The sequence below is a fragment of the Rhizobium sp. N324 genome, from assembly GCF_001664485.1.
Classification (GTDB): domain Bacteria; phylum Pseudomonadota; class Alphaproteobacteria; order Rhizobiales; family Rhizobiaceae; genus Rhizobium.
Map to the genome: position 1 here is coordinate 390,824 of NZ_CP013632.1, position 17,010 is coordinate 407,833.

Consider the following 17,010-nt stretch of genomic DNA (forward strand, 5'->3'; position numbering starts at 1 on the left):
TATCTAAATAGTTATTTATCGAGTTCTGGCGCCTTTTTGCCGACACGCCGCTCATTCGATCCGATTGGACGAAAGTCTTTTTCTCCAGCATCTCTTGCCCCGTATGCGCGAATGTGGTCGATTTCAGCCGCTGCCCGCTTGGGGGGCGGCACCATCTCGGAAATTTTCAAAGCACACGCCCCGCTTGCCTGTGACGGAGGATCACCATGACTCATCCCCTTCTCGATGCCGCTGCATCGGCTGGTCTTTTTGTCGGCCGCGTCTGGAGCCCCGAGGCTGCCGGCCCGAGCATCGTAACGCTTCGCGAGGGGATGCTGGTCGACATTACCTCGCGCGACGCGCCGACGTTGAGTGCCCTGCTCGAGCGAGAGGATGCCGCCGGCTTTGTCCGCACTGCAGGCGGCAAGGCGATCGGCTCGCTGGAGGAGATCGCCGCCAACAGCAAGGGAATGCCGGATGAAGCGCGTCCCCGTCTGCTGGCGCCGGCCGACCTGCAGGCAGTCAAAGCCTGCGGCGTCACCTTCGCCCAGTCGATGATCGAGCGCGTCATCGAGGAAAAGGCCGCCGGCAGTCCCGAGCGCGCCGCCTCGATCCGCGAGCGCGTCAGCACGCTGATCGGCGGCAGTCTCACCAATCTCAAGGCCGGTTCGCCGGAAGCGGCCAAGGTCAAGCGGGCGCTGATCGACGAAGGCATGTGGTCGCAATATCTCGAAGTCGGTATCGGGCCCGATGCCGAGGTCTTCACCAAGGCGCCGGTGCTGTCCTCCGTCGGTTGGGGTGCGGATGTCGGCCTGCATCCGATCTCGACCTGGAACAATCCCGAGCCGGAAATCGTGCTTGCCGTCAACAGCCGCGGTGAAATCCATGGTGCGACGCTCGGCAACGACGTCAATCTGCGCGATGTCGAGGGCCGCTCGGCGCTGTTGCTCGGCAAGGCAAAGGACAACAACGCCTCCTGCTCGATCGGTCCTTTCATCCGCCTGTTCGATGCCGGTTATGGCCTGGACGACGTGCGCAAGGCCGAACTCGACCTGAAGGTCACTGGCCGGGATGGCTTCGTACTCAACGGCAAGAGCTCGATGTCGCAGATCAGCCGCGATCCGACCGATCTCGTCAAACAGACGCTTGGGCCCCATCATCAATATCCCGACGGGTTCATGCTCTTTCTCGGCACGCTGTTTGCGCCGACGCAGGACCGCGATGCGCCGAAGCAGGGCTTCACCCATAAGATCGGCGATGTCGTCGAGATTTCCTCGGCTGGCCTCGGCGCCCTCGTCAACACCGTGCGCCTCTCCACCGAATGCCCGCCCTGGACCTTCGGCATTGCGGCGCTGATGGGCAACCTGGCGAAGCGCGGATTGCTCTAACCTTTTGATTTTTCGTATTTCCGGCGGAAAACCGCTTTTGCATCTTTCCTGAAGTGCTTAAGCTACTGATTCCGCCGCCTGCCTTCCAGCAAGTCGAGGACGGAGTTTGCCGCCTCCAGGACGTTGGTGCCTGGGCCGAACACGGCGGCAACGCCGTGTTCGTGCAGGAACTCATAGTCCTGCCGCGGAATGACGCCGCCGCAGACGACGATGATATCGTCACCGCCCTGCGCTCTCAGCCTGTCGATCAGCTGCGGCAGCAGCGTCCTGTGGCCTGCCGCTAAGGACGAGACGCCGACGACATTGACCTTTTCGCCAAGCGCCATTTCGACGGCCTCGTCAGGCGTCTGGAACAGCGGGCCGGCGAGCACATCGAAGCCGATATCGCCGAAGGCCGAGGCGATCACCTTGGCGCCCCGGTCGTGCCCGTCCTGGCCGAGCTTGGCGACCATGATTTTCGGCCGGCGCCCCATCGTTTCCGTGACCCCCGTCATACGCTCCTTGAGGACGGCAAGTTCCGGCTCGTCACTATAGGCCTCGCCGTAGACACCCGTGATGACCTCGGGTGTTGCGGCATGATCGCCGAAGGCAGCGCGCATGGCGTCGGATATTTCGCCGACGGTGGCCCGGGCCCGCGCCGCTTCGATCGCGGCTTCGAGCAGGTTGCCGCGGCCGCTGCGCGCCGTCTCGGCCAGGAGAGCCAACGTCTCGCGCACGGCCTTGCCATCGCGCCGTCGCTTGGTTTCCTCGATGCGTTTGATCTGCGCAATGCGCACCGCGCTGTTGTCGATCTCCAGAATGTCGATCGGCTGTTCGTTGTCGAGCCTGTAACGGTTGACGCCGACGATGACCTCTTCGCCCTTGTCGACGGCGGCCTGGCGGCGTGCGGCCGCTTCCTCGATCAGCCGCTTCGGCAGGCCCTCGTTAACGGCCTTGGTCATGCCGCCAAGGGCCTCGACCTCCTCGATCAGCGCCCAGGCCTTGTCGGCGAGTTCCTGCGTCAGGCTTTCGACGTAATAGGAGCCTGCCAAGGGATCGACCACCTTGGTCACGCCGGTCTCGTGGCTCAGGATCAGTTGCGTGTTGCGGGCGATGCGGGCGGAAAATTCCGTCGGCAGCGCGATCGCCTCGTCGAAGGAATTGGTGTGCAGCGACTGCGTGCCGCCGAGCACGGCCGACATCGCCTCGAAGGCGGTGCGGATGATGTTGTTATAGGGGTCCTGCTCCTGCAGCGAGACGCCGGAGGTCTGACAATGGGTGCGCAGCATCAGCGAGGATGCCTTCTTCGGCTCGAACTCCTCCATGATCCGGGTCCAGAGCAGCCGTGCGGCGCGCAGTTTCGCCGCCTCCATGAAGAAGTTCATGCCGATCGCGAAAAAGAAGGACAGCCTTCCGGCGAAATCGTCGACATTGAGGCCCTTGGCGATCGCCGCCCTGACATATTCGCGGCCGTCGGCCAGCGTGAAGGCGAGTTCCTGGACGAGCGTCGCGCCCGCCTCCTGCATGTGATAGCCGGAGATCGAGATCGAGTTGAATTTCGGCATCTCCCTTGCCGTATATTCGATGATATCGGCAACGATCCGCATCGAGGGTTCCGGCGGATAGATATAGGTGTTGCGGACCATGAACTCCTTGAGGATGTCGTTCTGGATGGTGCCCGACAGATCGGCCTTCGAAACGCCCTGCTCCTCGCCGGCGACGATGAAGGCGGCGAGGATCGGGATGACGGCGCCGTTCATGGTCATCGACACCGACATGTTGGCAAGCGGAATGCCGTCGAACAGGATCTTCATGTCCTCGACGCTGTCGATCGCCACACCCGCCTTGCCGACATCGCCCTCGACGCGTGGATGATCGCTGTCATAACCGCGGTGGGTGGCCAGATCGAAGGCGACGGACAGGCCCTTCTGGCCGGCGGCCAAATTCTTCCGGTAAAAGGCGTTCGACGCCTCCGCCGTCGAGAAACCGGCATATTGGCGGATCGTCCAGGGCCGGCCGGCATACATCGTCGCGCGCGGGCCGCGGGTGAAAGGTGAAAAACCGGGAAGCGAGCCGAGGTGTTCGGCGCCCTCAAGATCCTCTGCCGTGTAGAGCGGTTTGACGGCGATACCCTCAGGCGTCTGCCAGGTCAGCGTCTCGGGCGAGGCGCGCAATTCCTTTTGCGCAAGCTCCGTCCAATCCGGCAATGTCTTCTTCGTCATGCGTTTCCTCCGGCTTTTTCATCGGCAGCCTACCACTTCACAGGATCGCCGTGCGATACAAATCCTTGAATTTTTATTCCCGGCTGAGGAGCCGTCCCATGAAGACAATGCAGATCTATGCCTTCGACATGAATTGCGTCGGGCATATCAACCACGGCCTATGGACGCATCCGCGTGACCAATCGATGCGCTATACCGATCTCGATTACTGGACGGAGTTCGCCAGGACCGCCGAGCAAGGCAAGCTCGACGGCATCTTCCTCGCCGATATCGTCGGCGTCTATGACGTCTATAAGGGCAGCCCTGCTCCGGTGATCGAGACGGCGGCGCAGATCCCGGTCAACGACCCCCTGATCCCGATTTCGGCGATGGCCCATGTGACGACACATCTGGGTTTCGGCGTCACCGTCAACACCACCTACGAGCCGCCCTTCCTGTTGGCGCGACGCATGTCGACGCTCGATCACCTGACAAAGGGGCGGATCGGCTGGAACATCGTCACCGGTTATCTCGACAGCGCCGCCCGCAACATGGGCTTCGACAGGCTGCCGGAGCATGATGCGCGTTACGACGCGGCCGAGGACTATCTCGAGATCCTCTACAAGCTCTGGGAGGGCAGCTGGGACGACGATGCGGTTTTGCGCGACAAAGCGGGCGGCATCTATGCCGATCCCTCCAAAGTGCGGGCCGTCCATCATGACGGCAAATATTACCGGATGGAGGGCATTCACCTTTGCGAGCCCTCGCCGCAGCGCACGCCCCTGCTCTTCCAGGCCGGCGCTTCGGCCCGCGGCCAGGACTTTGCCGCCCGCCACGCCGAATGTGTCTTCATCGCCAGCCCCAACCCCGGGGCGGCCCGGCCGACTGTCGACGCGCTTCGGGCGAAGGCGCAGAGGTTCGGCCGCGGCGGAGCCGCATTGAAGATCCTGAACCTGATCAGCGTTGTCGTCGGGCGGACGGAGAGGCAAGCACAGGACAGGCTGGAGGAGTATCGCCGCTATGCGAGCGTCGAGGCTTCGCTTGCGCATTACTCCGCCTCCATCGGCATCGACCTGGCGAAATACCGGTTGGATGACGTCATCGACCAGAGTTCGACCAACGCCAATCAATCGGCGCTTGCCGCAATCACCAAGCAGGCGGCAAAGCCGGTGACGAAGCGGGAGATCGTCGACCAGATGGTGCTCGGCAGCCGGATGAAGCCGATGGTGGGCTCGCCGGAACAGATCGCCGACCATCTTGCGACATGGATCGAGGAAGGCGGTATCGACGGCTTCAACCTGGCGCGGACGGTGGCGCCGGAGAGCCTGCGCGATTTCGTCGAATTGGTGGTGCCGGTGCTGCAGGAGCGCCGCCTCTTCAAAGCGGACTATGCCGAAGGACCGTTGCGGCAGAAGCTTTTCGGCGGCGGGAATGGCAGATTGCCCGCCGCCCATCCCGCCGCGCGCTTCCGCCGCTGAACTATCGCCGATCCAGCTTGGCGACAAGCCGGTCGCCAAACCATTGGATGCCGCAGACGAGGACGATGAGGACGGCCACCACCGCGATCATCACGGCGGTTTCGAAGCGCTGATAGCCGTAACGAATGGCGAGGTCGCCGAGGCCGCCGGCGCCGATCGCACCCGCCATCGCCGAAGCGCCGATCAGCGTCACCAGCGTGACGGTGAAACCGGCGACGATGCCGGGCAGCGCTTCAGGCACCAGCACTTCTCGGATGATAGTCCAGCGGTTGCCGCCCATGGCGCGCACGGCATCGATCAGCCCGCGGTCGACCTCCCGCAGCGACACTTCGGCGATGCGGGCGTAATAGGGTGTGGCGGCGATGGCGAGCGGCACGATGGCCGCCCAGGTGCCGAGCGCCGTGCCGACGATCAGCCGCGTCAGCGGGATCAGCGCCACCAGCAGGATGATGAAGGGCACCGAGCGGAAGCCGTTGACAACAGCGCCGAGCACACGGTTGATCCAGAGATTTTCAGCGATGCCGCCGCGTGCCGTGGCGACAAGGGCAAGACCGAGCGGCAGGCCGGCGACGAGGGAGATCACGCCGGAGGCGACGGTCATCAGAACCGTCTCCCAAAGCGAGCGGATCAGCAGTTCAAGCATGATCGGTGTCATAGCCAAGCACCTCCACCCGGGCGGACCGGGCCGTCAGAAATTGTTCGACCTTTCCGGCAAGCGCGGGGTCGCGTGCGGGAACGGCGATGAAGAACCGCGCAACCGGCTGGTTCTGGATATGGTCGATGCCGCCATGCACGAGGCGGAAGGAATGTGGCAGCGCCGCCGAGAGTTCGGCAAACAGCGCGCCTTGCGCTTCAGGCCCGGCCAGATCGACACTGAGGATCGCCTCGCTGCCTGATGTCGCCGACAGCCGGCCGGCGATATGATCGGGAAGCTGCGGGCGGATGCCGCCGAGCAGGCTCCTTGTGATCGTTTCCTGCGGATCGGCAAAGACCGACCAGACCTGGCCCTCCTCGACGATCCGCCCGGCATCGATGACCGCGACGCGATCGGCGATGCCGCGTACCACTTCCATCTCGTGGGTGATCAGCAGAATGGTCAGGCCGAGCTTGCGGTTGATGTCCTTCAGCAATGCCAGGATCGACCGGGTCGTCTCAGGGTCGAGCGCGGAGGTCGCCTCGTCGGACAGGAGCAGCGCCGGGCGCGCCGCAAGCGCGCGGGCGATGCCGACGCGCTGCTTCTGGCCGCCGGAAAGCGATGCGGGATAGGCTTTCGCCTTATCGGCAAGGCCGACGAGCTCGAGCAGTTCATGCGCCCGCTTCAGGCGCTCGGCCTTGGCAACGCCCTCGATCTTTAGCGGCAGCGCGACATTGTCTTCGACGGTCTTGGCCGAGAGCAGGTTGAAGTGCTGGAAGATCATGCCGATGCGGCGGCGCAGCGGCTGCAACTGCTGTTCGGCAAGCGCCGTGATATCGCGGCCTTCGATCAGGATCTCGCCGCTGTCGGCGCGCTCCAGGCCGTTCAGGCAGCGGATCAGTGTTGATTTACCGGCGCCGCTGCGGCCGATGATGCCGAGAATCTCGCCTCTCCTCACGGTCAGCGAAATACCGTCGAGCGCGGGCGTGGTTCCGAACCGCCGCTTCACGTCGGTCAGCCTCACCACCTCTTCGGCAGCGGCCGCCTGCGGTTGTGTCGCGATGGCTGTGGTGGAAACAAAGGAATTCATGTGCTTTTCCTTACAAATGCCGAAGGCGGCCCGGGCAAAAACGCCCGGACCGCCTCTCGGCAGGCCTTAACCCCGGCCCTGTTTCGGATCAATAGGCGCTGAGACCCGTCCCTTTGTAGACCTTGTCGAATTCGGCCTTGACAGTCTCGTTCTGATAGGAAGAGACAAGTGTCTTGACCCAGTCCGCATCCTTGTTGTCGTCCTTGACGGCAATGAAGTTGCGATAGGGATTGTCGGCGATCGGCTCCTGGGCAATGCGTTCGGCCGGAGAAAGACCGCTCTTCAGCGCCCAGTCGGTGTTGACGACACCGGCATCGAGATCGTCGATCGAACGGCCGACAATGCCTGCGTCGAGTTCCTTGATTTCGATCTTCTTCGGATTGTCGGTGACGTCGGCGACCGTTGCGAGAATGCCGGTGCCGTCCTTCAGCTTGATCAGGCCTTCGTTCTGGAGAACGCGTAGCGCCCGACCTTCGTTCGAGGGATCGTTCGGCACGCCGATGACGGCGCCTTCCGGAATCTCCGCGACGGATTTGTATTTCTTGGTGTAGAGGCCGATCGGCCAGACACCGGTGTAACCGACGCGAGTGATGTGGTAGCCGTGCTGCTTGATCTGGTTGTCGAGATAGGGCTGGTGCTGGAAAGCGTTGGCGTCAACTTCGCCGCGCTCCAGCGCTTCATTCGGCTGTGTATAATCGTTGAAGATGATCGTTTCGATCTTGAGGCCTTTCTTTGCCGCCTCGCTTGCGACCACGCGCCAGATGTCCTCCTCCTCGCCGGCCATGATGCCGACCTTGATCGACTTGTCCTGGGCAAAGGAAGGAGCAGGTGCTGCAAAGGCAAAGAGTGTGGCAGCGGAAACGGCGACGGCGGCAAGAGCCGCGCGGCGCGAAAGGGGGAAGCCGTGAAGATTTTTGTTCTTGGTCATTGTTATATCCCGTCTGACTGAATGAGGCCAAGCGCGCCCCGAGCAGGCGGATATTGGCAAATGCGTGGATCGGGAGCGACGAAGGAAAGTCTGATGTGGAGGAAGGGTTGGGAAAACTCTTGCCCAGCCATCGATATTGGCAGGATAAATTTCTACAAAATTTATGGATTACTTGCGGCTTGTAAGCATATTCTAAAAATGAAGACGGCGCCTCGAAGGCGCCGTTTCAAGCCTGTGCGGTACTTTTTACTCGGCAGCAATAAGAGCCTGATTGCGGCCGGGAAAGAAGGCCGAAAGCTCGCCGATAACCTCCTCGATCCGCTTCGAAAGCGGTTCGGATGACACGCGGTAGTCGGTGAAGTCGCGATCGGACGCGTAGACGGCCGTCGGCAGCGTGTGCGACATGAAGAAGCCGAAGAGCGGGCGCAGCTGATGCTCGACCATCAGCGCATGCCGGTCGCCGCCGCCTGTCGCGGTGATGATGATCGGCTTGGCGCGCAGTTCATGCGGGTCGATCAGGTCGATCAGATGTTTGAACAAGCCGGGATAGCTGCCTTTATAGGTCGGCGCGCCGATGACCAGCAGATCGGCATTGACGATATCGTCGATGACTTCCCTGGCGCGGCTGTCGAGATCGCCGCGGCGCAGCGCCTGCCCAAGCGACGGGCCGACATCGGTCAGGTCATAGAGGGTGTTGTCGAAGCCGTATTTCTCGCCGGCAAGGCCGGCAATGTTTTCAACCAGTGTGAAGGTCTTCGAGGGTCGGTTGAAGCTACCCGCCAGGCCGACCAGTTTGTAAGCAGACATGCCATTTCCTTCCAATATCGTACCGCGACCGAATATTGGATAGATATTATCTATAAAAATAGTGGATTAAAGAGATGCCTATCCCTCTTCACCATGAGGAGGAGAAAAATTCATTCGCCTGCAGGGGGCGCATCATGCGGACGATATCGCCTCAGGCTGCTCTTGGCTTCGGGATGCGCGGCAGGAAGATTGTCAGCAGGCCGAGTAGCGGCAGGTAGGAGCAGATGCGGTAGACGAGGTCGATGCCGTGGGTATCGGCGAAACTGCCGAGCAGCGCCGCACCAAGCCCCCCTGCCCCGAAGGCAAAACCGAAAAAGACGCCGGCAATCAGCCCGACGCGTCCGGGCACCAGCTCCTGGGCGAAGACGACGATTGCCGAAAAGGCCGAAGCGAAGACCAGGCCGATGACGACGCTGAGCACGCCCGTCCAGAACAGGTTCGCATAAGGCAGGAGAAGCGCGAAAGGAATGACGCCGAGGATCGAGAACCAGATGACGAAACGGGCGCCGAAGCGATCGCCGATCGGCCCGCCGAGGAACGTGCCGACGGCGACCGAGCCGAGAAAAAGGAAGAGCATCAATTGTGCCTGCTGGACGCTCAGTGCAAACTTGTCGATGACATAGAAGGTGAAATAGCTCGACACGCTGGCCATGTAGACATTTTTCGTCGCCGTCAGCAGCACGAGGATCAGCAGCGCCCAGACGACCCTGTTCTGCGGCAGCGGCAGAGCCCGGCTCACCGCCGGCCTGCTGGCGTTCTGGCGACGATGGCCGATATACCAGTTGCCGACCCAGCTCAGCACGACCATGCCGACCATGGCGATGGCGGCAAACCAGGACACGCTGTGCTGGCCGAGCGGCAGCACGATGAAGGCGGCGAGCAGCGGGCCGATCGCCTGGCCAGCATTGCCGCCGACCTGGAAAAACGACTGCGCGAAACCGTGGCGGCCGCCGGAGGCAAGACGGGCGACGCGCGAGGATTCCGGATGGAAGACCGCCGAGCCGAATCCGATCAGGCTGGCGGCGAGCAGCAGCAGGGCGAAGCTGCCGGCATTGCCGAGCAGGATGAGGCCGCAAAAGGTGCTCGCCATGCCGACCGGCAGCGAATAGGGCATCGGCCAGCGGTCGGTGACGATGCCGACCAGCGGCTGCAGCAGTGATGCCGTGACCTGGAACGTCATGGTGAGGAGGCCGATCTGGACGAAATTGAGATCGTAGTTCGCCTTGAACAGCGGATAGAGCGAGGCGAGCAGCGACTGCATGATGTCGTTCAGCATGTGGCAGAAGCTGACCGCCACCAGGATGGACATTGTTGTCTTTTCGAAACGGGGCGCGCGCTCGGCAACGGTTGCCATGGACATTTCTCCTGGACGGCCCGGATGGTTGCCGTGCCGCGTCGCTTTGTTCGATGGATTTCGGGCGATCGGGGCTGGGGAAGATGATCAAGCGGCGGTCGCTTATGTGCATTTAGCGTAAGGCGGGAGCCAATTACAGCCCAGTTCCATCCGGATCGGTACGCCTTTTGTTCGATTTGCCCTTTTGCCGCTAAATTTTGCTTCGCTTCATCTCTTGCCGGACAAGGGTTTTCCTACCACACTCGGTTGCGATCAGCATATATATAGTATGCGATGTGAAAACAAACATGGAAAACCGAGGCGGGGAATACTACAGCTGCGCTGATTGAAAATGCGATCGAGGCTGAAAAAACGCGATGAATGTCAAGACACCGAATGCAATAGACGGCTATGTCGGAGCGCGCATTAGAATGCGCCGGCAGTTGCTCGGGATGAGCCAGGAACGGCTTGCCGAGCAGATCGGCGTGACCTTTCAGCAGGTTCAGAAATACGAGAAGGGCATCAATCGAATCGGCGCGAGCCGTCTGCAGCGAATCGCCGACGTGCTTCACACGTCGCCGAGCTTCTTCTTCGAGCAGGAAAATTCCGAGCCGTTGACGTTGCAAGGTCTGGATCTGCCCGCAAATACCGATCCGGTCGCCGAATTCCTGCGAACGAAAGAGGGTTTGGTGCTCAACCGCGCCTTTCTGAAGATCGCCGACCGGAATATCCGTGAAACGATCATCCAGTTGGTGAAGGCGATGGCGCAGGCGGAAAGCGGCGGTGTAACATTGGGTGTCCCTGTCGTGGATATCGCCCTTCCGCTCGGAGAATAGTCAGGCATACCGGCAGGCACTATCCGCATGAAGCTCAGGCTCGAGTCATTTGGCGAGTTGCGACTGATCGACCCGGCAGGGCGACCGGCGGCGTTCCCGGAAAAAGGCCTGCTGGCGATTTGTTATCTGCTGGATCGTGATCTGCGGGACGGAGCCGGGAGCGAATATCCGCGCTCGGCGCTGGCGCGGTTCTTGTGGGACAGCCATGACAATTCTGACATCATGGCCAACCTGCGTAAGACGATATCGCGCATTCAGACGCGTCAGACCGAGCTCGGCGCCGAGCTTCTGGCCTTCACGGCGACCGGTGTGCGGGTCAGGCCGGATGCCTTTTCTGGAGATCTCTTCGAATTTGCCAACCCCGAAGGCGAAGGCGCCCTTGGAAAGCTGCAGCGGCTGGTTGCCATCCTTCGCCAGGATTTCCTGGCTGGGCTCAGCGACCAAAGCGCCAGTACGCGGCAATGGATCGCCGGCCAGCGCGACCGGCACATGGCAGTCCTGGTGGATGCGCTGAAAACGGCGCTGCCGATGGCGCGGTCGCAGGAGGATGTGAGCCTGATCAAGGAGGCGGCGCTCAGGATTTTCCGCGAGGCACCGGATGACGAAAATATTCGTCGTATCCTCCTCGAGGCTTATGAGTCCGAAGGACAGCTGGAGAAAGCCCGCCGGCTTTTCGAGACGAGCAGACATGAGCTGGAAAGCGCAATCGATATCGGCCTTGACGTCCAGGCGCTGGGAGAGGTCCGCAGGATTTTTGCCGGCGGTCAACCGCCACAGAGCTTTGCGGTGCCGCTCACCGACGGCGGCGTTCGGGTTCCTGGTCCCCTACCCCGTGGGCCCCTGCCCCGTCTGGTGCTGCTGCCGCCGGGCGGGACGGATGTGATCGGTGCCTTGCCGATGCTTTCCGAGGCGCTGATCGAGGACGTGACCATCGGCCTTTGCGCGCTGAATACGGTTTCGGTGGTGGCGCCCCATACAGCCGCCCGCATCGCAGGCAATGCCGACAAGGCGGAACTGATCCAGCGCCATTCGATTTCATATGTTCTCGACACGAGGCTTTCCAATAGCGCGGGCGTCCCTGCGCTCTTTGTCCAACTGATCCATGCCGACAGCGATGAGGTCATCTGGGCCGAGCGTTTCAGCCTCGAGAAATACGAATTGATAAGCCACCGGCGCGACATCGCGCGGCAGATTGCCAGAGAGCTTGCCGGCCAGGTCCGCCGGCATGAAACCATGCGCGATTCCTTCGAGGGTAATTCAGCCGCCTATCACAGCTACCTTCTCGGTCTGCGGGATGTGAAGCGGCTCGCCCTCCCCGACGTGCGCCGCTCCCGAAAGGCTTTCCGTGAGGCGCTTCAACACAGCGCACATTTCGCCCCCGCTCTCAGCGGATTGTCGCGCACGTTTCTCGTCGAGTGGCTGCTGACGGCACGCGGCGATAGTCAATTGCTTGGGCTTGCGGAGGACTATGCGAACCGGGCGATCGTCGCCGATCCTTCGTTTGCGGCCGGCTTTCGTGAACTCGGCGTTGCCAAGCTCTATCTCGGCGACCTTGATGAAAGCGTCCTGGCATTGAAGCTCGCGGAAGAGCTGAGCCCGCATTATGCCGACGGCATTGCGAGTTATGCCGATACGCTCGTCCATGCGTCGCGCCCTGCCGATGCACTGGCCAAGATCGAGCGAGCCATTTCGCTCAACCCGCTGAGCCCGACCGACTATCTATGGACGGCGGCGGGGGCGAATTTCGCCCTCGGCCATTATGCCGAGGCGCTGGAGCAGATCTCCATAATGGACGACCGCACACCGGCCGACCGGCTTTCGGCTGCCTGCTGGGCCATGCTCGGCGATGCGAAAAACGCGCGTATCTATATGCGCAAGGTGCGCGCGATCTATCCGGATTTCGATGTCGATAAATGGCTTTCGGTCGTCCCCTTCAAGGAGCAATGGCAGAAGGAACAGTATCGCGAAGCGTTGCGCAGGGCCGGCTTCTGACGTTGGGAAGATCCTGTCACGCCTGTGTCACGCGCGCCTTTCGTTCAAGAGGATTAAACTGTTTCTCTGCCGGCACCCGCCGGCAAGGGAAGCCGGAGAATTCTTAAGATGCAAGACGCAGCCGAAGCAACGATCGCGCCGAAAAGTGACGAAGAACTCAAGGAGCTAGTATCGCTCGCCAGGCTCGTTGCCTATGCTCGTGAGAATGCCAGAGACCTGAACGCCGAATTCTCTGCCTATTGCCTGGACCTTGCGCTCGGCGCCCTGCTGCAGGATCTCGACAGAAGCGGCGTATCCCTTTCCCCCGAAAGCGGCCAGGACAGTAGCCTGCTCGGCACACGGCACTGAAGATCTCGGAGCGCGGCGCGCATCGATATATCGATTCCTGCTTATTGCGATCGGCTATGATGCCTATGCCGTCTCGATTCGGCCCGTCGGACGCGATTGCTGCGGGGAGCCCGCCACCGGCGGTGCATCCCAAGCCTTTGAAAAAGATTGGACAACCCAGCGGTAGGGTATTGTTAACCCTATTTGCCTTGCCACCCCTCCAGAATCGGCGCTAAATGCGGTTTCAAAGCTCGCAGGGCTTTTAAATCGCATTTTCGAGATTTCCATGAATATGGCACCGCAGATAGAAAAAGCAATTTCCGATGTAGACCAGTTGATCATTGGTCAGGCGCAGGAGCTATCCGATAAGCTGAAGCAGCATCGACTCGAAATGTTTCCGCCGCGCGCGCTGAAGGGCCTCAGGGAATTTCAGCTGGCTGAAGCGGCGCGTTTTCTCGGCGTGACCAGCGGCTATCTGCGCAATCTGTCGCTGGAAGGCAAGGGCGCCCTTCCCCAGGTCACACCGTCGGGCCGCCGGTCCTATACGGCCGAGCAGATGGAAGAGATGCGCACCTTCCTGGAGCACAATGCCCGCGCCGGAACGCATTATATGCGTCACCGCCAAGGTGGCGAACATCTCCAGGTCGTTGCCGTCGTCAACTTCAAGGGCGGCAGCGGCAAGACCACAAGTGCCGCGCATCTTGCCCAGCACCTTGCCCTGACCGGCCACCGTGTGCTTGCCGTCGACCTCGACCCGCAGGCGTCTCTCTCCGCTATCCACGGCTTTCAGCCAGAATTCGACGTCAACGAGAACGAGACGCTCTACGCCGCCATTCGCTATGACGATCAGCGGAGGCCGCTCCGAGAGATCATCCGGCCAACGAATTTCCCGAACCTGCATCTGGTGCCGGGCAATCTCGAACTGATGGAATTCGAGCATGATACGCCGCGCGTGCTTGCTCAGGGCAAGGCGGGCGACTATGGGCGCGTCTTCTTTGCGCGGCTGGACGAGGCGCTGTCCTCTGTCGCCGACGACTACGATGTCGTCATCATCGACTGCCCTCCCCAGCTTGGCTTTTTGACGATGAGCGCCATTTGCGGCGCAACGGCGGTTCTGATCACCGTGCATCCTCAGATGCTCGATGTCATGTCGATGTGCCAGTTTCTGCAGATGCTCGGCGAAGTGCTGAATACGCTGAAAGGCGCCGGCGGTAACATGAACCTCGACTGGCTGCGTTATCTGGTCACTCGCTATGACCCGCAGGACGGGCCGCAGACGCAGATGGTCGCTTTCATGCGTTCGATGTTCAAAAACCATGTGCTGACCAACCCGATGTTGCGCAGCGTTGCGATCTCGGATGCGGCAATGACCAATCAGACACTTTACGAGGTCGAGCGGAGCCAGTTCACCCGCGCCACCTATGACCGCGCCATGGAGGCGATGGATGCCGTCAACAATGAGATCGGCGATCTCATTCACAAGGCCTGGGGGCGGAAATGACCGAGAAGTTTACTGCGGTAAACCGGGGCGAGGAGCTGGCTGATGGCGCGTAAGAATCTCCTCTCGGGCCTGATGGACGATTCCAAGAAGTTTACTGCGGTAAACAATGAGGACGAGCCGCACCAAAGGGACGAGAAACAGCAGATCACCTATAAAGGGATCGGCGCTCTTGGAGCCGTCACGCGCAGTATCGATGCGCTGGCCGCCAAGGCAGATGCGGCCAAAGCGATCGAGGAGAAGCTGGCGACCGGCGAGACGGTGATTGATCTCGACCCTGCGCTGATCGAAGATTCGTTCGTCACGGACCGGCTGGCGCATGCCGACGAACAGTTTCGCGAATTGGTCGAGGCGATCCGGCTGCGCGGTCAGGATTCGCCAATCCTCGTCCGCCCGCATCCGGAGAAGGACGGCCGGTATCAGATCGCCTTCGGCCATCGTCGCGCCCGCGCCGCCAAAGAACTCGGCAGGCCTGTCCGCGCCGTCGTCAAGAAACTTGACGATCGCGACCATGTCATCGCGCAGGGCCAGGAGAATTCGGCGCGCGCCGATCTCTCTTTCATCGAGAGGACGATGTTCGCCGACAAGCTCGACACGTTGGGTTTCGATAGGGAAACGATCATGTCGGCGCTCAGCGCCGACAAGACGACGGTTTCCAAGATGCTGTCCGTCACCAAGCGGATTCCAGCGGAAGTCCTGGCCGCCATTGGTGCGGCAAAGACCACCGGCCGTGACCGCTGGCACGACCTGTCGGTAAAATTCGAGACCGAAAACATCTCTGCCCAGGCGATCGAGTTCAGCAGGTCGGCGGAATTCGAGACGGCGGAGCCGGATGCCCGCTTCGATATGCTGGTTGCCTTCATCAATAGGCGGCAGCAACCGGCGGCATCGATCGCAGCGCCTCAGCTCGCGGCCCACGCCTGGCAGCGCAAGGACGGAGCGGTCAAGGCGAAGATCAAGGATGACGGGAAACAGTTCACCATCGCGCTGAAGGCGGAGAAGGCATCTGCCTTTGGAGCCTATATCGCCAGCAATCTGGATCGTCTCTACGAGGCGTTCGAGAAGACACAGGATTTGACAAAGAACGGAGATCAATAAGCAAAAGAAAAGGCCCCCGAACGTTGCCGTCGCGGAAGCCCTCTCTGATCTAGACACCCAGAGAATCACATTTCCGCGAATCATAGTCAAGAGTCTTTGGCACCGAATTTGGTGAGCCGCGATCTTTTGCCTTGAAGAAGGCGAAGACAATGGAAAGCGGAAGTGTGACGACGCCCTTCGGGCGGCGGCCGATGACGTTTGGCATGCTGGCAAGCCAGGCGGCGGCTCGGAAAATCGAGCCCGGCCAATCAATTGATAAGTGGAAACTCTATCGTGCGCTGTGCGAGGCCAGGCCGCTGCTTGGCGTCACCGACAGGGCGCTGGCTATTCTGAACGCCTTGCTGAGCTTTTATCCGAAGGGAGAAATCTCTGAAGATAACGGGCTTGTCGTGTTTCCGTCCAATGCACAGCTTTCCCTGCGGGCGCATGGAATGGCAGAGCAGACCATCCGCCGGCACCTGGCGAGCTTGATCGAGGCCGGATTGCTGATCCGTAAGGATAGCCCGAACGGCAAGCGCTACGCCCGCAAGGAGCAGGGTGGGGAGCTGCGTGAAGCATTCGGGTTCTCGCTCGCGCCGTTGCTCGCCCGGGCGGAGGAAATCGAGCGGCTGGCGGCGAAGGTGGTTGCGGAACGATTGCACCTGCAGCGGCTCAGAGAGCGCCTGACGCTTTGCCGACGCGACGTCGCCAAGCTTATCGAGATGGCGTTGGAGGAGGGGGCTGCTGGCGATTGGGATGCGATCCATCTGCATTTTCGCCATGTCGTCGAGCGGTTGCCGAGGTCGCCATCCGCCGGGCAGGCCGCAGCCGCACTCGACGAGCTGGAACTGCTGCGCGAGGAAATCACCAATCAGTTGGAAATGCAGATTAAAACCCACAATCAAAGCGGCAATGCCCAACATTCTGAGCGGCACATACAGAATTCAAACCCATATTTCATCTCTGAACTTGAACCAAGCTTCGAACCGAAGCAGGGCGCGACGGCGGAGGATCGATGGCCAGGTCGGGCCGAACCGATAGGCCGGATGCAAAAAGATGAAGCGAGGAACGAGCATGTCTCCGGGTCGCGGGTCGCCTCCACCGCCAACGGTGGGCTCAAAGCCTTCCCGCTGGGGTTGGTGCTGCAGGCCTGCCCTGAGATTGCAGCCTATGGGCCCCAGGGCTCAGTCGGCACATGGCGTGAACTGATGGCCGCGGCTGTTGTGGTGCGTTCGATGCTCGGCGTCAGTCCGTCGGCCTATGAAGAGGCCTGTGAGATCATGGGAGCTGAAAACGCTGCCACCGTGATGGCCTGCGTGTTGGAAAGGGCAGGGCATATCAATTCCGCCGGCGGTTATTTGCGCGATCTGACACGCCGCGCCGAGAGAGGTGAATTCGCCATCGGTCCGATGTTGATGGCACTTGCCCGCAGCAATTCTCCGGTGAGAGGGAAGACAGGATGA

14 protein-coding genes are annotated in these 17,010 nt (G+C 61.2%); 8 read left to right on the forward strand and 6 right to left on the reverse strand.

The genetic code is table 11. The features are described 5' to 3' along the window. Positions 1-206 precede the first annotated feature (206 nt). Positions 207-1,367 carry a fumarylacetoacetate hydrolase family protein gene (locus tag AMK05_RS25560; protein ID WP_064842226.1) on the forward strand — a complete coding sequence of 387 codons (1,161 nt, stop codon included), beginning with the start codon at positions 207-209 and terminating at the stop codon, positions 1,365-1,367. 62 nt (positions 1,368-1,429) lie between these two features. Here the strand turns inward: AMK05_RS25560 and scpA are convergent, their stop codons facing one another. Next, complete coding sequence (scpA, locus tag AMK05_RS25565) at positions 1,430-3,568, reverse strand: methylmalonyl-CoA mutase (RefSeq protein WP_064842229.1); 2,139 nt, start codon at positions 3,566-3,568, stop codon at positions 1,430-1,432. Between the two features lie 98 nt (positions 3,569-3,666). Between scpA and AMK05_RS25570 the strand changes: the two genes are divergently transcribed. Next, complete coding sequence (locus tag AMK05_RS25570; protein ID WP_064842231.1) at positions 3,667-5,025, forward strand: LLM class flavin-dependent oxidoreductase; 1,359 nt, start codon at positions 3,667-3,669, stop codon at positions 5,023-5,025. A 1-nt stretch (position 5,026) separates the two neighbouring features. On the opposite strand, the gene AMK05_RS25575 is transcribed toward AMK05_RS25570, so the two are convergent. The 5 genes from AMK05_RS25575 to AMK05_RS25595 all read right to left on the reverse strand — a co-directional run bounded on the left by AMK05_RS25575 (position 5,027) and on the right by AMK05_RS25595 (position 9,838). After that, positions 5,027-5,680 (reverse strand): methionine ABC transporter permease, encoded by a 654-nt coding sequence (locus AMK05_RS25575; protein WP_064842233.1) that lies wholly within the window; start codon positions 5,678-5,680, stop codon positions 5,027-5,029. Beyond that, positions 5,661-6,749, reverse strand: a complete 1,089-nt coding sequence (locus AMK05_RS25580) for a methionine ABC transporter ATP-binding protein (RefSeq protein ID WP_064842236.1) — start codon at positions 6,747-6,749, stop codon at positions 5,661-5,663. The genes AMK05_RS25575 and AMK05_RS25580 overlap by 20 nt, the downstream gene beginning before the upstream one ends. 88 nt (positions 6,750-6,837) lie before the next feature. Then, positions 6,838-7,677, reverse strand: a complete 840-nt coding sequence (locus AMK05_RS25585; RefSeq protein WP_064842238.1) for a MetQ/NlpA family lipoprotein — start codon at positions 7,675-7,677, stop codon at positions 6,838-6,840. Positions 7,678-7,923: 246 nt separating this feature from the next. Then, the gene (gene msuE / locus AMK05_RS25590; RefSeq protein WP_064842241.1) at positions 7,924-8,484 is read right to left on the reverse strand and encodes an FMN reductase; all 561 of its coding nucleotides are present in this window, start codon (positions 8,482-8,484) and stop codon (positions 7,924-7,926) included. Between the two features lie 151 nt (positions 8,485-8,635). Continuing rightward, on the reverse strand, positions 8,636-9,838 hold the full coding sequence (locus AMK05_RS25595; RefSeq protein ID WP_064842244.1) for an MFS transporter: 1,203 nt from the start codon (positions 9,836-9,838) through the stop codon (positions 8,636-8,638). A gap of 356 nt (positions 9,839-10,194) precedes the next feature. Between AMK05_RS25595 and AMK05_RS25600 the strand changes: the two genes are divergently transcribed. The 6 genes from AMK05_RS25600 to repC all read left to right on the forward strand — a co-directional run bounded on the left by AMK05_RS25600 (position 10,195) and on the right by repC (position 17,010). Beyond that, the gene (locus AMK05_RS25600; protein ID WP_064842246.1) at positions 10,195-10,653 is read left to right on the forward strand and encodes a helix-turn-helix domain-containing protein; all 459 of its coding nucleotides are present in this window, start codon (positions 10,195-10,197) and stop codon (positions 10,651-10,653) included. A gap of 27 nt (positions 10,654-10,680) precedes the next feature. Further along, positions 10,681-12,645: a hypothetical protein gene (locus AMK05_RS25605; RefSeq protein ID WP_064842249.1), complete on the forward strand. Its 1,965-nt coding sequence runs from the start codon at positions 10,681-10,683 to the stop codon at positions 12,643-12,645. A 108-nt stretch (positions 12,646-12,753) separates the two neighbouring features. Beyond that, a complete protein-coding gene (locus AMK05_RS25610) occupies positions 12,754-12,993 on the forward strand; it encodes a hypothetical protein (protein ID WP_064842252.1) in 240 nt (79 codons plus the stop codon). 265 nt (positions 12,994-13,258) lie between these two features. Beyond that, a complete protein-coding gene (gene repA / locus AMK05_RS25615; protein WP_064842254.1) occupies positions 13,259-14,473 on the forward strand; it encodes a plasmid partitioning protein RepA in 1,215 nt (404 codons plus the stop codon). Between the two features lie 42 nt (positions 14,474-14,515). After that, positions 14,516-15,568 carry a plasmid partitioning protein RepB gene (gene repB, locus AMK05_RS25620; protein ID WP_064842257.1) on the forward strand — a complete coding sequence of 351 codons (1,053 nt, stop codon included), beginning with the start codon at positions 14,516-14,518 and terminating at the stop codon, positions 15,566-15,568. A gap of 149 nt (positions 15,569-15,717) precedes the next feature. Beyond that, entirely contained in the window at positions 15,718-17,010 is a 1,293-nt protein-coding gene (repC, locus tag AMK05_RS25625) for a plasmid replication protein RepC (protein WP_064842259.1), read from the forward strand.

Excerpts from the sequence above, each read along its gene's own strand:
- AMK05_RS25560 (WP_064842226.1), top strand. The coding sequence starts at position 207 with ATGACTCATCCCCTTCTCGATGCCGCTGCATCGGCTGGTCTTTTTGTC.
- scpA (WP_064842229.1), bottom strand. The coding sequence starts at position 3,568 with ATGACGAAGAAGACATTGCCGGATTGGACGGAGCTTGCGCAAAAGGAA.
- AMK05_RS25570 (WP_064842231.1), top strand. The coding sequence starts at position 3,667 with ATGAAGACAATGCAGATCTATGCCTTCGACATGAATTGCGTCGGGCAT.
- AMK05_RS25575 (WP_064842233.1), bottom strand. The coding sequence starts at position 5,680 with ATGACACCGATCATGCTTGAACTGCTGATCCGCTCGCTTTGGGAGACG.
- AMK05_RS25580 (WP_064842236.1), bottom strand. The coding sequence starts at position 6,749 with ATGAATTCCTTTGTTTCCACCACAGCCATCGCGACACAACCGCAGGCG.
- AMK05_RS25585 (WP_064842238.1), bottom strand. The coding sequence starts at position 7,677 with ATGACCAAGAACAAAAATCTTCACGGCTTCCCCCTTTCGCGCCGCGCG.
- msuE (WP_064842241.1), bottom strand. The coding sequence starts at position 8,484 with ATGTCTGCTTACAAACTGGTCGGCCTGGCGGGTAGCTTCAACCGACCC.
- AMK05_RS25595 (WP_064842244.1), bottom strand. The coding sequence starts at position 9,838 with ATGGCAACCGTTGCCGAGCGCGCGCCCCGTTTCGAAAAGACAACAATG.
- AMK05_RS25600 (WP_064842246.1), top strand. The coding sequence starts at position 10,195 with ATGAATGTCAAGACACCGAATGCAATAGACGGCTATGTCGGAGCGCGC.
- AMK05_RS25605 (WP_064842249.1), top strand. The coding sequence starts at position 10,681 with ATGAAGCTCAGGCTCGAGTCATTTGGCGAGTTGCGACTGATCGACCCG.
- AMK05_RS25610 (WP_064842252.1), top strand. The coding sequence starts at position 12,754 with ATGCAAGACGCAGCCGAAGCAACGATCGCGCCGAAAAGTGACGAAGAA.
- repA (WP_064842254.1), top strand. The coding sequence starts at position 13,259 with ATGAATATGGCACCGCAGATAGAAAAAGCAATTTCCGATGTAGACCAG.
- repB (WP_064842257.1), top strand. The coding sequence starts at position 14,516 with ATGGCGCGTAAGAATCTCCTCTCGGGCCTGATGGACGATTCCAAGAAG.
- repC (WP_064842259.1), top strand. The coding sequence starts at position 15,718 with ATGGAAAGCGGAAGTGTGACGACGCCCTTCGGGCGGCGGCCGATGACG.